At 71.2% G+C, this 18,388-nt stretch carries 15 protein-coding genes and 1 tRNA gene; 8 read left to right on the top strand and 8 right to left on the bottom strand.

All coding sequences use genetic code 11. The features are described 5' to 3' along the window. Positions 1–137 precede the first annotated feature (137 nt). Positions 138–704: a TetR family transcriptional regulator gene (locus ABZZ20_RS32695; protein WP_356875927.1), complete on the bottom strand. Its 567-nt coding sequence runs from the start codon at positions 702–704 to the stop codon at positions 138–140. Positions 705–809: 105 nt separating this feature from the next. Here ABZZ20_RS32695 and ABZZ20_RS32690 point away from each other — a divergent pair, with 105 nt between their 5' ends. Beyond that, the gene (locus ABZZ20_RS32690; protein ID WP_356875925.1) at positions 810–2,018 is read left to right on the top strand and encodes an FAD-dependent monooxygenase; all 1,209 of its coding nucleotides are present in this window, start codon (positions 810–812) and stop codon (positions 2,016–2,018) included. Between the two features lie 35 nt (positions 2,019–2,053). On the opposite strand, the gene ABZZ20_RS32685 is transcribed toward ABZZ20_RS32690, so the two are convergent. Further along, positions 2,054–2,896, bottom strand: a complete 843-nt coding sequence (locus ABZZ20_RS32685; protein WP_356875923.1) for a MurR/RpiR family transcriptional regulator — start codon at positions 2,894–2,896, stop codon at positions 2,054–2,056. A 195-nt stretch (positions 2,897–3,091) separates the two neighbouring features. Here ABZZ20_RS32685 and ABZZ20_RS32680 point away from each other — a divergent pair, with 195 nt between their 5' ends. Further along, positions 3,092–3,478 (top strand): hypothetical protein, encoded by a 387-nt coding sequence (locus tag ABZZ20_RS32680; RefSeq protein ID WP_356875921.1) that lies wholly within the window; start codon positions 3,092–3,094, stop codon positions 3,476–3,478. A gap of 289 nt (positions 3,479–3,767) precedes the next feature. On the opposite strand, the gene ABZZ20_RS32675 is transcribed toward ABZZ20_RS32680, so the two are convergent. Further along, complete coding sequence (locus ABZZ20_RS32675) at positions 3,768–5,153, bottom strand: cystathionine beta-synthase (protein WP_356875969.1); 1,386 nt, start codon at positions 5,151–5,153, stop codon at positions 3,768–3,770. Between the two features lie 122 nt (positions 5,154–5,275). Between ABZZ20_RS32675 and ABZZ20_RS32670 the strand changes: the two genes are divergently transcribed. The 3 genes from ABZZ20_RS32670 to ABZZ20_RS32660 all read left to right on the top strand — a co-directional run bounded on the left by ABZZ20_RS32670 (position 5,276) and on the right by ABZZ20_RS32660 (position 8,971). Next, on the top strand, positions 5,276–6,328 hold the full coding sequence (locus ABZZ20_RS32670; protein ID WP_356875919.1) for an SGNH/GDSL hydrolase family protein: 1,053 nt from the start codon (positions 5,276–5,278) through the stop codon (positions 6,326–6,328). A 170-nt stretch (positions 6,329–6,498) separates the two neighbouring features. Further along, on the top strand, positions 6,499–7,719 hold the full coding sequence (locus tag ABZZ20_RS32665) for an acetyl-CoA C-acetyltransferase (protein WP_356875917.1): 1,221 nt from the start codon (positions 6,499–6,501) through the stop codon (positions 7,717–7,719). A 442-nt stretch (positions 7,720–8,161) separates the two neighbouring features. Beyond that, positions 8,162–8,971, top strand: coding sequence for a hypothetical protein (locus ABZZ20_RS32660; protein ID WP_356875967.1), 810 nt, complete (start codon positions 8,162–8,164; stop codon positions 8,969–8,971). Here the strand turns inward: ABZZ20_RS32660 and ABZZ20_RS32655 are convergent. Then, positions 8,955–9,317, bottom strand: coding sequence for a hypothetical protein (locus ABZZ20_RS32655; protein ID WP_356875915.1), 363 nt, complete (start codon positions 9,315–9,317; stop codon positions 8,955–8,957). The two genes, ABZZ20_RS32660 and ABZZ20_RS32655, sit on opposite strands and share 17 nt — an antisense overlap. A gap of 106 nt (positions 9,318–9,423) precedes the next feature. Here ABZZ20_RS32655 and ABZZ20_RS32650 point away from each other — a divergent pair, with 106 nt between their 5' ends. Further along, complete coding sequence (locus ABZZ20_RS32650; RefSeq protein WP_214958001.1) at positions 9,424–9,654, top strand: DUF4287 domain-containing protein; 231 nt, start codon at positions 9,424–9,426, stop codon at positions 9,652–9,654. 152 nt (positions 9,655–9,806) lie between these two features. On the opposite strand, the gene ABZZ20_RS32645 is transcribed toward ABZZ20_RS32650, so the two are convergent. Continuing rightward, on the bottom strand, positions 9,807–10,655 hold the full coding sequence (locus tag ABZZ20_RS32645) for a Bax inhibitor-1/YccA family protein (protein ID WP_356875913.1): 849 nt from the start codon (positions 10,653–10,655) through the stop codon (positions 9,807–9,809). A gap of 136 nt (positions 10,656–10,791) precedes the next feature. Continuing rightward, positions 10,792–10,873: transfer RNA gene (locus tag ABZZ20_RS32640), tRNA-Leu, on the bottom strand. A gap of 475 nt (positions 10,874–11,348) precedes the next feature. Between ABZZ20_RS32640 and ABZZ20_RS32635 the strand changes: the two genes are divergently transcribed. Together ABZZ20_RS32635 and ABZZ20_RS32630 are read left to right on the top strand one after the other, a co-directional pair. Continuing rightward, complete coding sequence (locus ABZZ20_RS32635; RefSeq protein ID WP_356875911.1) at positions 11,349–12,122, top strand: ABC transporter ATP-binding protein; 774 nt, start codon at positions 11,349–11,351, stop codon at positions 12,120–12,122. A gap of 155 nt (positions 12,123–12,277) precedes the next feature. Next, positions 12,278–14,830 carry an FtsX-like permease family protein gene (locus ABZZ20_RS32630; RefSeq protein WP_356875909.1) on the top strand — a complete coding sequence of 851 codons (2,553 nt, stop codon included), beginning with the start codon at positions 12,278–12,280 and terminating at the stop codon, positions 14,828–14,830. Between the two features lie 67 nt (positions 14,831–14,897). Here the strand turns inward: ABZZ20_RS32630 and ABZZ20_RS32625 are convergent, their stop codons facing one another. Together ABZZ20_RS32625 and ABZZ20_RS32620 are read right to left on the bottom strand one after the other, a co-directional pair. Next, positions 14,898–16,280, bottom strand: a complete 1,383-nt coding sequence (locus tag ABZZ20_RS32625; RefSeq protein WP_356875907.1) for a cyclopropane-fatty-acyl-phospholipid synthase family protein — start codon at positions 16,278–16,280, stop codon at positions 14,898–14,900. Positions 16,281–16,429: 149 nt separating this feature from the next. Continuing rightward, complete coding sequence (locus ABZZ20_RS32620) at positions 16,430–17,818, bottom strand: NAD(P)/FAD-dependent oxidoreductase (RefSeq protein WP_356875905.1); 1,389 nt, start codon at positions 17,816–17,818, stop codon at positions 16,430–16,432. Between the last annotated feature and the right edge of the window lie 570 nt (positions 17,819–18,388).

Below are 18,388 nucleotides of genomic sequence, written 5' to 3'. Positions count from 1 at the left end.
TCCGCGGGCGACACGGCCAGCGCGGGCAGCGCGGGCGCCCCGATCGGGCGCGGGGCGGGAACGCGGGGTCCCGGAACGGCGAGAGCGAGAGCGGGGGCGGGACGTGGCGTGGCGTGGCGGCAGCGGGCCGTCCGGTTTCAGGCCGGGTCGCCCAGGGTGGCCGCGAGGGCCGGGGTGAGGGCCTCGACCACGGCGTCCGGGGTCAAGGAAACCACCGCGGGCAGCCGGAGCAGGTAGCGCGCCAGCCCGAGGCCGAGGAGCTGGGCCGCGACCAGGCCCGCCGTGCGGGCCGCCCGCTCGGGACCGAGGGCGGCGGCCAGCGCCGGCGCGACCTGGCTCGCGAAGACCTCCCGCATCCGCTCCGCCGCCCGTTCGTTCGTCACCGCCGACCGCAGCAGCACCAGCAGCGCGTCGTCCGCCGGATCCCCCTCCCACCGCTCCACGAAGTGCCGTACGAGCGCCGCGGGCAGCGCGTCCGCCGGGACCGCGCTCAGGTCCGGCAGCCGCAGGTCCACCGCCAGCGCCGCATCGAAGAGCTTCTCCTTGCTCCCGAAGTAGCGCATCACCATCGACGGGTCGATCCGCGCGTCGGCGGCGACGGCGCGGATCGTCGTCCGCTCGTACCCCTGCGCCGCGAAGCGCTCCCGCGCCGCACGCAGGATCGCCGCCTTGGTCTGCGCGCCCTGTGTCGCGCCGAGTGTCATGCCAACAAATGTAGGCCAACAACCGTTGACATGCCACCGCAGCAGGCGCACGCTTATGTCAACAGCCGTTGGCCAACAACCGTTGGCCCGCCTGAGGAGGCTCTCGTGCCGCTGCCCCTGCCCCTGCCCCCGCTGCCCGCCCGGACCACCGTCGCCGTCGTCGGCGCCGGCCCCACCGGCCTCGCCCTCGCCCTGACCCTCGCCGGAGCCGGCATCGACTTCGTCCTCCTCGACCGCCAGGCCGAGGGCGCCGGAACTTCCCCCGGCTCCGCCGAGGGGACCCCCACCCGCGCCGCCGTCGTCCACGCCCGCACCCTGGAGGTCCTCGACGAGCTCGACCCGTCCGGCGCCCTGTCCGCCGAGCTGGTCGGCCGCGGCATCCCGGTCAGCCGTTTCCGCATCCGCGACGGCGCCCGCCTGCTCGCCACCATCCCCTTCGACGGCCTGCGCACGACCCATCCGTACGCGCTGATGGCCCCCCAGTACGAGACCGAGGCCGTGCTCCTGGCCCGCCTGCGCGCCCTCGGCGGCGACGTCCACCGCCCGTACGAGGTCACCGCCGTCACCCAGGACGCCGACGGGGTCACTCTCACCACCGCCACCGGCGAGACCCTGCGGGCCGACCACGCGGTCGGGGCGGACGGGATGCACAGCACCGTCCGCGGGGCGGCCGGAATCGGGTTCACGGGCGCCGCCTACGAGGAGTCCTTCGTCCTCGCCGACGTGACCATGGACTGGGCCCCCGGCCCCCGTGAGGTGTCGCTCGCCTTCGGCGCCGCCGGCCTCACCGTCATCGCCCCGCTGCCCGATCCGGGGTCCGCGGGAGGGAGCCGGGGCCGGCACTACCGGGTCGTCGCCACCGTGGCCGAAGCCCCGGCCGAGCCGGACCTCGCCTTCGTACGACGCCTGCTGGACGAGCGCGCCCCGGGGGCCACCGTCCACTCGCTCGCCTGGTCGTCGCGGTTCCGGATCCACCACCGGGTCGCCGACCGCTACCGCGCGGGCCGTCTGCTGCTCGCCGGGGACGCCGCCCACGTGCACAGCCCGGCCGGCGGCCAGGGCATGAACACCGGCATCCAGGACGGGTACGCCCTCGGCCGGGCGCTCGCCGACGGCGACATCGACGCCTACGAGACCCGCCGGCGCCCCGTAGCCCTGCGCGTGGTGGCCCTGACCGACCGGATGACCCGGGTCGCAACCACCCGCAGTCCGGTCCTGCGCGCCGTGCGCAACACCGTGCTCCCCCTCCTCGCCCGCGTCCCGGCCCTCCGGGGGCGCCTCGCCACCGAGCTGGCCGAGCTCAACTACCGCTGAGCGCCCCCGCTCCCCGCACCCCGACTCCCAACTCCCTACTCCACGAACAGCCCGCGCGCCGCGGCACGCGCGTCGAAGGCCTCCAGCCTCGCCTGCGCGTCCGGCAGCGCGTCCGCCATCGCCTCCAGCAGCACCCGCCCCAGCAGCATCGGAGCACACGCCGTGTCGAAGGCCAGCCCGGTCCCGACGGGCGCCGGGATCAGCAGGTCCGAGTGCCGGGCCACCGGCGCGAAGGCCGAGTCGGCGACCGTCACCACCGTCAGACCGGCCGACCGTGCGTGCTCCAGGGCCTCCGCCACCTCTCGCGGGTGCCGCGGCAGCGCGAAGCACAGCAGCGCCGAGGCTCCGGCGCCCGCAGCCGCGTCGATCCGGTCGGCGAGCATCGAGCCGCCCTCGTCGAGGAGGCGTACGTCCGGGTGCACCTTGGCGGCGAAGTACGCGAACCCGCGCGCCTGCGAGGACGCCGCCCGCAGCCCCAGTACGGGCAGCGGGCTGGAACCGGCGAGCACCCGGCCGGCCTCCTGGACCGGTGAGGGATCGGCAAGCATGGTTGACAGTCGCTGCAGGTTCTCGATCTCGCCCTGGACTGCCTGCTGGTACTCGTTGTACGCGTCCTCCTGCGCCGCCGCGGCCCGCTCGGCGGGAGCCACCTCGCGCAGGTGCCGGCGCAACGCCGGGTATCCGTCGAAGCCGAGCGCCACCGCGAAGCGGGTCACCGAGGGCTGGCTCACCCCGGCCAGCTCGGCGAGTTCCACGCTCGACAGGAACGGCACATCGGCCGCCCCGCGCACCATGCAGTGGGCGATCCTCCGCTGGGTGGGCGTCAGCCGGTGCCCCTCGAACAGCTTCTGCAGCCGCGCTGCCGGGCTGTCGCTCATCCCGACCCCTCCGTCCCCGTGATTATTCAGTCACGGAGCACTCTGCATGCGGTTATGCAGGACGGCAAGCCGCGGACCGCTCCGCGAGACGGGCGGGGCCGGGCACGGCGGGCCGGGGCAGGCACGGCGGGCCGGGGCGGGGATACGGGGGCTATCCCCCGTGCCCGGGCCGCCGGCCCTTCCTACGCTGGGCCCATGGAGTCCCAGGAGCTCAAGAAGGAACTCGACGCGACGTTGCACGCCCGGCGGGAGCTGGGGCCGGAGTACGAGGCCGCACTCGTGGACTCCTTCGTGGACAAGGTCGACACGCAGGTCCGGCGCAGACTGGCCGAGGAACGACTTGCCGCGGCCCGCGGGGGCCGGGACGCACCGTCGACTCAGGACGGGAACTTCGGGGAACGCTTCGGCTTCGCCATCATCACGCTGGTGCTGGCGATCCCGCTCTCGGCCATCGGCGCCACGCAGGCGGGCATCAAGGGTCTGCTGGTCGCCTGGGCGGGCATCCTCGGCGTGAGCTTCGTCCACGCCGCCAGGTCCTTCCGCCCCCGCGACCCACACCGCGACCACGATCGGGCCGGGTGACGGACGGAGTGGTGCGCGGGGACCGCCGCACCCTCGGGTGCGCGAGGGGCGGGACGACGGCGGTCCCCGCGAAGGACACGGGCCGGGTCAGGGCCGGCCGCGTCCATGGCGTTCACGCGGTCCGGGAGCCGCTCCGGAGGTACGCCAACGCCGTTTGGTGGTGTCGGCCGGGGCTTCTTCGCTCCTGCCGACAACCACCACTGTGCCGGAGCCGTGTTAAGCCGGTGCTGCCGTCACATGACGGGCCCGTACCGTTTGCGCGACGGGCCGATACGCCACCGGCGAACGGCTACTTCGCGTCCTTGGCGAGGAACGCCAGCAGGTCCTGACGGCTCACCACACCGGTCGGCTTGCCCTCGACCAGCACGATCGCCGCGTCCGCCTCGCCCAGCACGGCCATCAGCTCGGAGACCGGCTCGCCCGAGCCGACCTGCGGCAGCGGCGAGCTCATGTGCTTCTCCAGCGGGTCCGTCAGCGCGGCCCGCTGCGCGAACAGCGCCGCCAGCAGCTCCTTCTCCACGACCGAACCGATGACCTCGGCGGCCATCACGTCCGGGTGACCGGCGCCCGGCTTGACGATCGGCATCTGCGACACGCCGTACTCGCGCAGCACCTCGATCGCCTCGCCGACGGTCTCTTCGGGGTGCATGTGGACCAGGGACGGCATGGCGCCCTCCTTGTCCGCGAGCACGTCCCCGATGCGCGCCGCGGGGCCCGCCTCCTCAAGGAATCCGTGACCGGCCATCCACTCGTCGCTGAAGATCTTGCTGAGGTAGCCGCGGCCGCTGTCCGGCAGCAGGACGACGACCACGTCGTCCGGGCCCAGGCCCTCGGCCACCTTCAGCGCGGCCACCACGGCCATGCCGCAGGAACCGCCGACGAGCAGCCCCTCCTCCTTGGCCAGCCGGCGCGTCATCTGGAAGGAGTCCTTGTCGGACACCGCGATGATCTCGTCGGTGACGTTCGGGTCGTAGGCGGTCGGCCAGAAGTCCTCGCCGACGCCCTCGACCAGGTACGGGCGGCCGGAACCGCCGGAGTAGACCGAACCCTCGGGGTCGGCGCCGATGACCTTGACCTTGCCGCCGGACACCTCCTTGAGGTAGTTGCCGGTGCCCGAGATCGTGCCGCCGGTACCGACGCCCGCCACGAAGTGCGTGATCTTCCCGTCGGTCTGCTCCCACAGCTCGGGACCGGTGGTCTCGTAGTGCGAACGCGGGTTGTTCGGGTTGCTGTACTGGTCCGGCTTCCAGGCGCCCGGCGTCTCGCGGACGAGGCGGTCGGACACGTTGTAGTAGGAGTCCGGGTGCTCGGGGTCTACGGCGGTCGGGCAGACCACGACCTCGGCGCCGTAGGCGCGCAGCACGTTGATCTTGTCCAGGGACACCTTGTCAGGGCAGACGAAGATGCACTTGTAGCCCTTCTGCTGGGCCACGATGGCGAGTCCTACGCCGGTATTGCCACTGGTCGGCTCCACGATGGTGCCGCCGGGCTTGAGGGCACCGCTCTGCTCGGCGGCCTCGATCATCCGGACGGCGATCCGGTCCTTCACGGAACCACCGGGATTGAAGTACTCGACCTTGGCAAGGACGGTGGCCTGCAGGCCTTCGGTCACACGGTTGAGCTTCACCAGCGGGGTGTTGCCGACGAGGCTGATCATCGAGTCGTGGAATTGCACCATGTTCTCCAGGGAGGGGACTCCACGGGTTCTCCGGGAGGTCCAGCCAGACTATGCGGAAAGGGATTGACCGACGGGCAGTACGGGGCAGGTACGTCAACGGGGCCAGGTAGGAAAGCGAGGTGGCCGAGGGCGTGTCCAGGGCAAGGACGGCCCGCCGGATCGCGGCGGGCGCGGCGTACGGCGGAGGCGGGCTCGGGCTGGTCGGGGCCGCCGCCGTGGGGCTGGTGCTGGCGGAGGTCCAGTTCGCCAAGCGGACGGTGGGCAACGGCCAGGGCGAGCCGCCGCGGGCGGACGGGCTGTACGGGAGCGAGTTCGGCGGGCCGGAACTGAGCCCCGGGCCGCTGCGGCTGGCCATGCTGGGCGACTCCACGGCCGCCGGGCTCGGCGTGCGGCGGGCCAGACAGACCCCGGCCGCCCTTCTGGCCTCCGGACTGGCGGCGGTGGCCGAGCGCCCGGTGGACCTGCGCAACGTGGCCCTGTCCGGGGCCATGTCCGATGACCTCGAACGCCAGACGGACCTCCTCCTCGACGGCGAGCTGCCGCCCCCGGACGTCTGCGTGATCATGATCGGGGCGAACGACGTGACGCGGCGCATGCCGCCGACGCAGTCGGTCCGCCACCTCACCTCGGCCGTCCGCCGGCTGCGGCTCGCGGGCGCCGAGGTGGTGGTCGGCACCTGCCCCGACCTGGGCACGATCGAGCCGGTCTACCAGCCCCTGCGGTGGCTGGCCCGCCGGGTCTCGCGCCAACTGGCCGCCGCCCAGACCATAGGGGTGGTCGCGCTGGGCGCCCGTACGGTCTCGATGGGGGACCTGCTCGGACCCGAGTTCGCCGCCAATCCGCGCGAGATGTTCGGCCCGGACTCCTACCACCCCTCGGCCGAGGGGTACGCGACCGCCGCCATGGCGGTCCTGCCGACCCTGTGCGCGGCGCTCGCCCTGTGGCCCGAGTCCGACCTGCTGGATGTGGCCCGGCACGAGGACATGCTTCCGGTGGCCAAGGCCGCGTCGGCCGCGGCCGGCCAGGCGGGCACCGAGGTCACGCCCGCCCGCGGCCCGTGGGCCCTCCTCAAGCACCGGCGGCGCCGCCGGGTCCTGGGCGAGGACGTGACCCCGCCCCCGCCACCCCCGACCGAAACCGAAGCCGCACCCCCCCGGTCGACGGACACCTAGCCCCCGCCCGGAACCCCACCATTCCGGCCCGGAACAGCACCGCGGGCGGGACCGTTCCCCCCGCGGAGCGACCGGCATCACATGCCGAATTCGGTGACCTCGACCGTACGGGCCGGTAACTTCGCTTGCGGTCCAGCAACGAGCCGCAACTCACCCCCCTTGGAGCCCCGATGCCCGAAGCCGTCATCGTTTCCACCGCCCGCTCCCCGATCGGGCGCGCCTTCAAGGGGTCCCTCAAGGACGTCCGCCCGGACGACCTGACCGCCACGATCATCCAGGCAGCCCTCGCCAAGATTCCCGAGCTGGACCCGCGCGAGATCGACGACCTGATGCTCGGCTGTGGCCTTCCGGGCGGCGAGCAGGGGCACAACCTCGGCCGCATCGTGGCCATCCAGATGGGCATGGACTACCTGCCGGGCACCACGATCACCCGGTACTGCTCCTCCTCCCTGCAGACCTCCCGCATGGCCCTGCACGCCATCAAGGCGGGCGAGGGCGACGTCTTCATCTCCGCGGGCGTCGAGACGGTCTCCCGTTCGGTCAAGGGCAGCTCTGACGGCCTGCCGGACACCCACAACCCGCTGTTCGCCGACGCGGAGGCCCGTACCGCCGCCGTCGCGCAGAGCGAGGGCTCGTCCTGGCGCGACCCGCGCGAGGACGGCCTGATCCCGGACGCGTACATCACGATGGGCCAGACCGCCGAGAACCTGGCCCGGCTCAAGGGCGTGACCCGCCAGGACATGGACGAGTTCGGCGTGCGTTCGCAGAACCTCGCCGAGGCCGCCATCAAGAACGGCTTCTGGGAGCGGGAGATCACCCCGGTCACCACCCCGGACGGCACCGTCGTCTCCACTGACGACGGTCCGCGCGCCGGCGTCACCCTGGAGGGCGTACAGGGCCTCAAGCCCGTCTTCCGCCCCGACGGCCTGGTGACGGCCGGCAACTGCTGCCCGCTCAACGACGGCGCCGCCGCGCTGGTCATCATGAGCGACACCAAGGCGCGGGAGCTGGGCCTGACCCCGCTGGCCCGGATCGTCTCCACCGGTGTCACCGGACTCTCCCCCGAGATCATGGGTCTCGGGCCGGTCGAGGCATCGAAGCAGGCCCTGAAGCGCGCCGGCCTGACCGTCGGCGACATCGACCTGTTCGAGATCAACGAGGCCTTCGCGGCCCAGGTCATCCCCTCGTACCGGGACCTGGAGATCCCGCTGGAGAAGCTGAACGTCAACGGCGGAGCCATCGCCGTCGGTCACCCGTTCGGGATGACCGGTGCCCGCATCACCGGCACTCTGATCAACAGCCTCCAGTTCCACGACAAGCAGTTCGGCCTGGAGACCATGTGCGTGGGCGGCGGCCAGGGCATGGCCATGGTCATCGAGCGGCTGAGCTGAGCCGGAGCGGAGGGTAGGGGTCGCCACGAGGAACGAGCGGCGGCACCTGCCCGCAGCGGTGGCGAAGCCCAGCGCGACCACGAGATCGAGCGGCTGAGCTGAGCCGGAGCGGAGGGTAGGGGTCGCCACGAGGAACGAGCGGCGGCACCTGCCCGCAGCGGTGGCGGCCAGATGTCGCAAGGGATCTGCTTGATCCCTTGCGGCCTACTGACACCGTTTCCAACCCCGTCGCGGCCGACCTGTGACCGAATCTCCCCCAGGATGTGACCTTTATCCTGGGGGTTTGGCGTTTCCCCAGGTCAGGCCGCATCAGAGGAGCTCCGGTGTGACCAAAGCCCTGTCCAATTCGTGACGTAATGCACTGCACGCCATTCCCAGGTCGGGACACTCTGATGTAGGAAGTCGGGGGATCGAATCAATCAGGAGTTAGTCAGTGAGCGCCATGTCTCTTGCCCTGCTGCTGACCACGGCCGCCGCCGCGGCCGTGGGCGCTGCTGCGCTGCACGCTGTCCACGGCCTGCGCAAGCAGGTGACGGCCCTGCGCGGTGAGCTGGCCGCACCGGCCCACGCGCGCGGTACGACCGTCCCGCACGCCCGTGGCACCGTGGAGTCCCCCGCCGCCGAGATACGAGCCGCCGTGGCCGAGGCCCTGGCCGAGGAGCGCGAGCGCGAGCTGGCCGAGGCGCGGGCCTTCTGGGCCGCGCAGGAGGCCCGCGACGCCGCCGATGCGCCGTCGCTGCTGGGTGGCCTGCCCGGTCTCGGTGAGGACGGTCCCGGCCTCTTCCTGCCCCGGCAGGCGGATCTGGTGGGTCTGGAGCCGGTGCTCGGCGACGACTTCGTCGACGAGTACCCGGAGGACTCGGCCGAGCTGGCCGCCGCCCGCCGGCGTCATCCCTCGCACCCCGACTTCGTACCGGTCCAGGCTTCGGCCCCCGGCGCCGACCACGAGCGCACCGTCAGCCGCCTGGAGGAGCTCGCGGAGGCCCGTACGGCCCTGGCGGACGTCCGTCCGGGTCCGCTGGGCACCCTCGACGTGTACGTGTTCACGGACGGCACCACGCTGTGCATGACCCCCGGACACCGGGAGACGGCGGAGCGCCTCGCCGAGGCCCTGCGGTCGGGCACCGCGCCGGTCCTGCTGGGCGGCTCCGGGATCTCGGGCGCCTACGCGCTGACCTTCTCCTGCGGTGATGCGCAGGACCCGGACGACAACGTCTACATCCTCGCGGACCGCGTCATCGCATCGCTCTGACTTCCGCCTGCTCCACCAGCAGCACGGCCTCGTCCAGCATTTCGGACGGGGCCTTCGCTGTTTCCCGGGGCCGATCGCCCGCGGCGCGCAGCGCCTCGGCGAGGTCCAGTCCGGCTACCGCCACCTGGTCCCCGACGACGAAGACCCCCGCGTCGGGCATGACCCGCACCGGAGCCACCCCCTCCGCCTGCCCGTGCCCTTCGAGCCGCTGGGCCCGTACGGAGAGCTCCCGGGCCAGCTCCAGCGCTTCGGCGGCGGCGACCTGCTGGAGGCGGCTCTGCGGCATGGCCCGCAGACGTTCGGCGAAACGTTCCACGGCGACGGTCAGGGGCGAAGTATCGAGCACCCGGCCGACCTTACGCGCCGCCCGGGCACCATTGCCAACGGGCGAACTCTCCGGCACGGTGGCGTGAAGAGAACAGCACAGCACGGCGATACCTCCGGAGGCGCCCATGTCCGTAGAGTTCTCCGAGCAGACCCACCGGAACATGATCGACAGAATCCCCCTGACCACCGGTCGTGAACTCTCCGACTGGCTCCGCACCGTGGACGACGGCCCCTCCCTCGTCCGGTTCGAGGAGAAGGTCAGCTGGCTGCGCGGGGCGCACGAGCTCTCGTACGGCCAGGCCAAGGCGATCATCCACGAGTACGACCTGCGCAGGGCGGCCCGCAAGTTCGGCTGAGCCCGCCCCTCCTGACCCCGACCCCCGACAGCCGCCCCCGACTCCTGCCCCCGACCCCGGACCCCTCGGACCCCCTCCACAACGCGGGAAGGCCCCGCGAGCGGCGCTTGCTCGCGGGGCCTTCCTCATGCCGCTGGGCGGCTCCGGGACGATTAGTCGTCGCCGGAGAGGATCTGGAACAGGCGGAGCAGCTCCAGGTAGATCCACACCAGGGTCATGGTGAGACCGAAGGCCGCCAGCCAGGCCTCCTCGCGGGGGGCGCCGTAGGTGACGCCGTCCTCGACCTGCTTGAAGTCGAGGGCGAGGAAGCAGGCGCCGAGGACGACGCCGACGATGCCGAAGACGATGCCGAGACCGCCGCTGCGGAAGCCGAGGCCGTCGCCGCCCGCGAAGAGCGAGAACAGCAGGTTCGCGACCATGAGCAGCATGAAGCCCATGGCGGCGGCCATCACGAAGCCGAAGAAGCGGCGGGTGACGCGGATCCAGCGCATCTTGTACGCGAACAGCACCGAGGCGAAGACGCACATCGTGCCGAGCACGGCCTGGATGACCACGCCCGCGCCGAGGTAGGTGCTGGTGGCCGCGCTGATGACGCCGAGGAAGAAGCCCTCGAAGGCCGCGTAGCCCAGGATGATCGCCGGGGAGGCCTTGCGCTTGAAGGTCTGGACGAGCGCCAGGACCATCGCGACGAGCGCGGCGCCGACGGCGATGCCGTACGACTTGTTGAGGTTCGCCGGATCGACGGGCAGCGCGATCCAGGCGAGGGTCGCCGTGAGGACGACCGTGCCGAGCGTCATGGCCGTACGGCTCACGACGTCGTCCATGGTCATCGCCTGGGCGCGGGCCGGTGCCTGCGGCATGCCCGTCGTCACGTCGGTGGCGTAAGGATTCGTCGCGTACGGGTTGGTCCCGGCCTGCTGGTGCTGCGCGTCAAAGCCCGCGTAGCCACCGTTGTCGCGGCTGAACCCCCGTCGCGAGAAGACCGGGTTACTGCTCCTCATCTCACTCCTCCATGGCCACCGTGCGCAGCCTTGCGTCAAGAGTAATGTGCTCGCAAAGAAAGCACCCTACTGCTGGAGGAGGATCTTAGGAGAAGGCGCGGCGAAGCGCAGGGGATAACGAGTGGGGCTGCGGGAGTGCCCGGAGCCGGACTTGAACCGGCACGACCCAAAGGCCAGCGAGGTTTAAGCTCGCCGTGTCTGCATTCCACCATCCGGGCAAGGCGTAGCGGCGCCTGGAAAATCGACTGGACGCTGTGCCGAGCCTATCGGGAACGCCCAGGTCGGCAGCGGGCCCTCCATCCGATGTTGTCTTATTTTATTGGCGCTTGAGGGGTCGTCAGGCCCGAGAACGCACGGTGGGCCCCTTCTGGGCAGTGATCACCCCCTATATCGGAATGACGGGATTTCGATGGCTCGCGCGCCCACCCCGCCACCCCGTGCCACCCCAGGTCCCCCGGGCCGCCCGAGCTGGTACGGAGCACTGCGCCGCCGTACGGCGCGGCGCGCGGCGACCCTCACGCCGGCCGGGCCGGCCGTCATACCAGAGGAGGAGAAGCCCGGCCCCGCGGTCAGACTCCAGTGGGCCTGGGAACGGGCACCGCGGCTGATCCCCGGCGCGGCGGGCGCGGCGACGATGGGAAGGTCCCACCGATCCGCAGACCGCAGCATGGTCAAGCCCGAGGAGTCGCTTCCGTGACCACCACCAACTACGCCCCGCGCACCGCCCAGGCCGTGGCCGCCCGGGCCACCGACCTCTCCAAGGTGTACGGCCAGGGCGAGACCCAGGTGGTCGCCCTGGACAACGTCTCCGTGGACTTCGGCCAGGGCCAGTTCACCGCGATCATGGGGCCCTCGGGGTCCGGCAAGTCCACCCTGATGCACTGCGTCGCCGGCCTGGACACCTTCTCCAGCGGCTCCGTCCGCATCGGCGAGACCGAACTCGGCACCCTCAAGGACAAGCAGCTGACCCAGCTGCGCCGGGACAAGATCGGCTTCATCTTCCAGGCGTTCAACCTGCTGCCGACCCTGACGGCGCTGGAGAACATCACGCTGCCGATGGACATCGCCGGCCGCAAGCCGGACCGGCAGTGGCTGGACAACGTGATCAGCATGGTGGGCCTCGCCGACCGGCTCGGCCACCGCCCCACCCAGCTCTCCGGAGGCCAGCAGCAGCGCGTGGCCGTGGCCCGCGCCCTGGCCTCCCGCCCCGAGATCATCTTCGGCGACGAGCCCACCGGAAACCTGGACTCCCGCTCCGGCGCCGAGGTCCTCGGCTTCCTGCGCAACTCCGTCCGCGAGCTCGGCCAGACCGTCGTCATGGTCACCCACGACCCGGTGGCCGCCTCCTACGCGGACCGCGTCATCTTCCTCGCCGACGGCCGCATCGTCGACGAGATGCTCCACCCCACCGCCGACGGGGTGCTCGACCGCATGAAGGCCTTCGACGCCAAGGGCCGCACCAGCTGAGGAACCGCCCTTCCCCCCAGGCCTCCGCCGATCCTCGGGTCGCGCTGGTCTTCGCCACCGCTGCGGGTAGTGCCGCGCTCGCGCCTCGCGCGACCCCTACCTCCGCTACGGCTCGGCCCAGCCGTTCGATCCCCCGACATCTGGACTCCTCCACCATGTTCCGTACCGCGCTGCGCAACGTCCTCGCGCACAAGGCCAGACTGCTGATGACGGTGCTCGCCGTCACGCTCGGCGTCGCCTTCGTCTCCGGCACCCTCGTCTTCACCGACACCCTCGGCAAGGCCCTCTCCGGCCAGTCCGCCAAGAGCTACGACGGCGTCGCCGTCTCCGTGACCTCGTACGGCCAGTCCCGCAGCGACGACGGTCAGAAGGAGGGTGAGCCCGGCATCAGCCAGCAGACCCTCGACAAGGTCAAGGCCGTCAAGGGCGTCGGCACCGTCTCCGGCCGGCTCTCCGGCTTCGCCGGCGTCGGCGACGAGAACGGCAAGCTGATCGGCAGCGGCTGGGCCAACCGAGGCTCCAACTTCGCCCCCGCGGGCGACGGCAAGGACCCCAACTACCGGTTCGGCGAGGGCAACGGCCCGGCCACCGCCGACCAGATCGCGCTCGACAAGGAGACCGCGAGCAAGGGCAAGTACCAGGTCGGCGACAAGGTCCGCGTCGCCACCAACGGCCCGGTGAAGGAGTACACCCTGACCGGTGTCTTCACCACCGACGACGGCCAGGTCAACGCCGGCGGCAGCCTCGTCCTCTTCGACACCGCCACCACCCAGAAGCTGTACCTCAAGCCCGGCTTCTACAACGAGCTCTCCATCAGCGCCAAGGCCGGAACCTCGGCCGACCAACTGCTGGCCGACGTCAAGCCGCTGCTCGACGGCAAGAACACCAAGGCCCAGACGGGCGCCCAGCTCGCTAAGGAGCAGGCCGACGCCATCAAGAAGGAAATGAGCGGCATGAGCACCATGCTGCTCGTGTTCGCCGGCATCGCACTCTTCGTCGGCATCTTCCTCATCTACAACACCTTCACCATGCTGGTCGCCCAGCGCACCAAGGAGCTGGCCCTGCTGCGCGCCGTCGGCGCCAAGCGCGGCCAGGTCATGCGTTCGGTCATGAGCGAGGCCCTCGTCGTCGGCCTGATCTCCTCCGCCATCGGTCTGGTCACGGGTATCGGCCTGGCGGTCGCCATGCGCTCCCTGATGGGCTCCGTCGGCGCCAAGATCCCGGCCGGCGACCTGATCGTCACCCCGGCGACGATCGTCACCGCCGTCGTCATCGGTGTACTCGTCACGATGGTCGCCGCGGTGTTCCCGGCCTGGCGCACCGGTCGGATACCCCCGGTCGCCGCCATGGGCAGCGCCCACCTGCCGGCCTCCACGAAGTCCCTGCTCCTGCGCAACGTCATCGGCAGCGTCTTCGAGCTGCTCGGTCTCGCGCTGGTCCTGGGCGGGGTGTCCAAGGGTGGCGAAACGGGCCGCTACCTCATCGGGGCCGGCGCGTTCTTCCTGATCATCGGACTGATCGTGCTGCTCCCGCTGTTGTCCCGGCCGCTCATCGCCGCCATCCGGCCGCTGCTGGAGAAGGTCTTCGGGGTGCCGGGCAAGCTGGCCGCGCAGAACGCCGTGCGCAACCCGCGCCGCACCGCCGTCACCGCCGCCTCCCTCACCATCGGCCTCACCCTGGTCACCACCCTGTCCGTGCTCGGCATCACCATGGGCAAAGCCGTGGACCGGATGAGCACCGACAAGATCAAGGCCGACTACAAGGTCTCCATGGCCATGGGCGGCGGCAGCCTCGACAAGTCCGTCGCCGAAACCCTCGCCAAGGCCAAGGGCATCAAGGCGGTCTCCCCGCAGACGGCCGGCTCGCTGAAGATCGGCGACGAGTTCAAGTCCACCTCGGGCGTCAACCCGGCCGCCCTCGGCGAGATGCTCAACGTCGAGGTCCTCAGCGGCTCGCTGGACAGCCTCGGCCGGGGCGAGGTCGCGGTCGCGGAGAAGACCGCGACGAAGCAGAAGCTGTCGGTCGGCTCGACCCTCCAGGTCATGTACGAGGACGGCCAGAAGGGCTCGCTCAAGGTCGGCGCGGTCTACAAGGACCTCGACGGCCTGCTGTCCCCGTACGTCATCGACGACAAGATCCTCAGCGCGCACTCCGAGGAGCCCTACATCCCCGAGGTGTACGTCAACACCACCGGCGGCGAGTCGAAGGCGGGCGAGAAGGCGGTCCTCGACGCCCTCGGCAACAACCCGGCACTCTCCATCGCCACCCAGCAGGACATGCGCAACGAGATGGGCGGCATGATCAACACGGCGCTGAACATCATGTACGGCCTGCTCGGCATGGCGCTGATCATCTCGGTTCTCGGCGTGGTCAACACCCTTGCGATGTCCGTCTTCGAACGGACGCAGGAGATCGGCATGCTGCGGGCGATCGGCCTCGACCGGAGCCGGGTCAAGAACATGATCCGCCTGGAGGCCGTGGTGATCTCGCTCTTCGGCGCGGTCCTCGGCATCGTCGTCGGCGTCTTCCTCGCCTGGGCGGTCGGCTCCACCCTCACCAAGTCGGTGCCGGGTTACGAGCTCGTCGTCCCGTACGACCGGATCGGCGTCTTCCTGCTGCTCGCCGGTGTGGTGGGCGTCCTGGCGGCCATGTGGCCCGCCCGCAGCGCCGCCCGGCTGAACATGCTCACGGCCATCAAGACCGAGTAGCCGCAGCGGCAGGGACACGAGGACGCGGAAGGGCTCCGGGGCACACCCCGGGGCCCTTCCGTCCGCATCAGGCGCCCCAGGTGCGCAGCCGCAGCGGCAGCCCCGACTGCCCGGCCGTTCCGGGCTTCACGGCGAGGACCTGGTTGACCCCGAGCCGCCCGTGTTCGAAGCCCAGCGCCGAGGCCGCCATGTACAGCAGCCAGACCCGGGCCCGCCCGGGCGAGGTCAGCCGAACGGCCACCTCCCAATGCTCCTCCAGCCGGGCCACCCAGGCCCTCAGGGTGAGCCCGTAGTGCTCGCGCAGCGCCTCCACGTCGCGGACCTCGAACCCGGCCCGCTCCAACTCGCCCACCGTCGTCCCCACCGGGGAGAGTTCACCGTCGGGGAAGACGTAGGCGTCGATGAACGGGTCGACCCGGTACGCCGCTTCGTCCGGCTCCGGCGGGCGCGCGATCTGGTGGTTCAGCAGCCGGCCGCCGGGGACGAGCAGGGCGTGCAGGGTGCGGGCGTATTCGCGGTAGCGGTCGGCGCCGACGTGCTCGGCCATGCCGATGGAGGAAATGGCGTCGTACGGGCCGTCCTTGACGTCCCGGTAGTCCTGGATCCGGATGTCGATCCGGTCGGCCAGGCCCTCCTCCGCGGCCCGCTTGCGCGCGTACACGGCCTGCTCGCGCGAGAGCGTGACGCCGGTGACGTGGACCCCGTACTCCCGGGCGGCGTGCAGTGCCATGGAGCCCCAGCCGCAGCCGACGTCCAGGAGGCGCTGCCCGGGCTCCAGGCCCAGCTTCCGGCAGACCAGGTCGAGTTTGTCCCGCTGTGCCTCCTCCAGCGTGGAGCCGGGGCTCCAGTAGGCGCAGGAGTACACCATCGAGGGGCCGAGGACCTTCTCGTAGAACTCGTTGCCGACGTCGTAGTGGTGACTGATCGCCTGTCGGTCCCGACTCCTGCTGTGCGTCGGCCCGCCGCGGCGGGGAGCCTCCTCGGGCGGCGGCGCGGGCGCCGGCCACGGCCGGGCCAGGGCGATCAGATCGCGTACGGCGGCCCGGGCCTCCGGGTCGCGCAGCAGTCCGGCGGCCCTGGCGGGGCCGTCCGGCAGCCGGGGCAGGAGCGGGCGCAGGGTGGCGAGCTTGCCCGGACCGGAGCGTCGGTCTCCCGGCGGGGCGTCGGCGACGGCTGCGGGCTTCCGCTCCCAGAGCAGGCCGGCCACCCGGTCCAGCAGGGCGAACAGGTCGCCCTCGACGGTCAGGTCCCCGGCGACCCAGGCGCGGGCCAGCCCCAGTTCACCGGGCCGCCACAGCATGCGGCGCAGGGCGCGCCGGTTGGCCAGCACCAGGGTGGGGCCGGACGGCGGTCCGGCCTCGCTGCCGTCCCAGGCCCGGATCCGGACGGGCAGGGGGGCACCCAGCAGAGTCTCGGCAAGGGCGGCCAGCCGCGGCGCGGCGTCGGTCATCGAAGGCACCTCCAGAACGATCCGACCGAACGACCTACCCGTTTCGGGCCCGCGTCAATCGGAAGGGAACGCCGAAGGGGCCGCCCGCACCACGGATGGCGGACAGCCCCTTCGGGGACGTGCTGGAGGAGGTGCCGGTCAGGCCCTGGTCAGGAGGCCTTGGCCTTCTGGGCCGGGGCGGCGGCCGAGGCGGCCGGAGCCGGCGCCGGCTTGGCGGCCTCGTAGAACTCCTCGCGCGGGGTCTCCAGCGCACCGAGGGAAACGACCTCGCGCTTGAGGAACATGGCGAGCGTCCAGTCGGCGAAGACACGGATCTTGCGGTTCCAGGTCGGCATGGCCATGCCGTGGTAGCCACGGTGCATGTACCAGGCGAGCCGGCCCTTGAGCTTGATCTTCATCTTGCCCATGACGATCATCGCGACGCCCTTGTGGAGGCCGAGGCCCGCCACCGCACCCTTGTTGGAGTGCGCGTACTCGTGCTGCGGGAAGCCCCGCATGCCCGAGATGACGTTGTCGCCGAGGACCTTGGCCTGGCGCAGCGCGTGCTGGGCGTTCGGCGGGCACCAGGCGTTCTCGACGCCGGCCTTGCGGGCGGCGATGTCCGGGACCTGGGCGTTGTCGCCGGCGGCCCAGATGTAGTCGGTGCCCTGGACCTGGAGGGTGGGGGCGGTGTCGACGTGGCCGCGCGGGCCCAGCGGCAGGCCGTAGCGGGCCAGGACCGGGTTGGGCTTCACGCCGGCGGTCCACACGAGGGTGTCGGAGTCGACCTCAAGGCCGTTCTTCAGCACCACGTGGCCGTCCACGCAGGAGTCCATGGAGGTGTTGAGGTAGATCTCGATGCCGCGGGACTCGAGGTGCTCCTTGCCCCAGGTGCCGAGCTTGGGCCCGACCTCGGGGAGGATCTTGTCGGCCGCGTCCACCAGGATGAAGCGCATGTCCTCGCGCTTGACGTTGGTGTAGTACTTCGCGGCGTCGCGGGCCATGTCCTCGACCTCACCGATGGTCTCCGCGCCGGCGAAGCCGCCGCCCACGAAGACGAAGGTGAGGGCCTTGCGGCGGACGTTCTCGTCCGTCGTGGACTCGGCCTTGTCGAGCTGCTCGAGGACGTGGTTGCGCAGGCCGATGCCCTCTTCGACGCCCTTCATACCGATGCCCTGTTCGGCCAGGCCGGGGATCGGGAAGGTGCGGGAGACGGCACCGAGGGCGATCACCAGGTAGTCGAAGGGCAGCTCGTACGCCTCGCCGACGAGCGGCGTGACGACGGCGACCTTGCGGTCCTGGTCGATGCTGGTGACCCGGCCGGTGAGAACCTCTGCCTTGGGCAGCACGCGTCGCAGCGGGACGACGACGTGCCGCGGCGAGATGCTGCCTGCGGCCACTTCAGGGAGGAAGGGCTGGTAGGTCATGTACGAGCGCGGGTCGACGACCGTGACGGTCGCCTCGCCGTAACGCATCTTCTTCATGATGCGCTTGGCTGCGTACAGGCCTACGTACCCACCTCCTACAACGAGGATCCTGGGACGCTCCGTGGTGCTCATGGAACGAGTATCCAGCACCCAAAGGGGTGCTGCTCGTGAGCCCCTTCACAAGGTACGGAAGACCCTCTGCTACACTGCGCGACCCGCGTGACGGAGGTCATGGCGCGCATCGGGAACCAGCCTGTAACGGGAGTCGTTGTTTACCCGTCCTGAACTGGCCTCCAGGCTCTCAAGCGGAGTAGACCACCGGGTTGGTACGTACCTATCGACCGGGTCGGACCGCGCCCCCGCATCGCGCGAACAGGCCCGAGAAAGAGGCCTACGGGGCCCCGAGGGACCCGGAAGGACCCCTCCCGTGACCCAGCGGACCCATTTTCCTTGTGAAGAACTTCACGAAGTTTCTGTGGACGAGGGGACCTAAGACCCCCGTAAAGACCTCCGGAGGGCCCTGGAGGACCTTGGAAACCTCCGCGGCGACTCCGTGACCGCCCTCGTTCCGAGTCGTCAAGGTCGGCGACCGCCGCGACGTCTACCGCGGCATCTGAGTACGAAGGCGGGGGAGCGGGGAGGGGGACCGGGCGGCCCCCGCGGCTGTTTTGCCACTAGCGTAGCCGAGGCCGGGGGGGCACA

Origin of the sequence: Streptomyces sp. NPDC006430 (assembly GCF_040612395.1) — a bacterium.
Taxonomy (GTDB): Bacteria; Actinomycetota; Actinomycetes; order Streptomycetales; family Streptomycetaceae; genus Streptomyces.
This window is presented reverse-complemented; position numbering and strand designations above follow the sequence as displayed.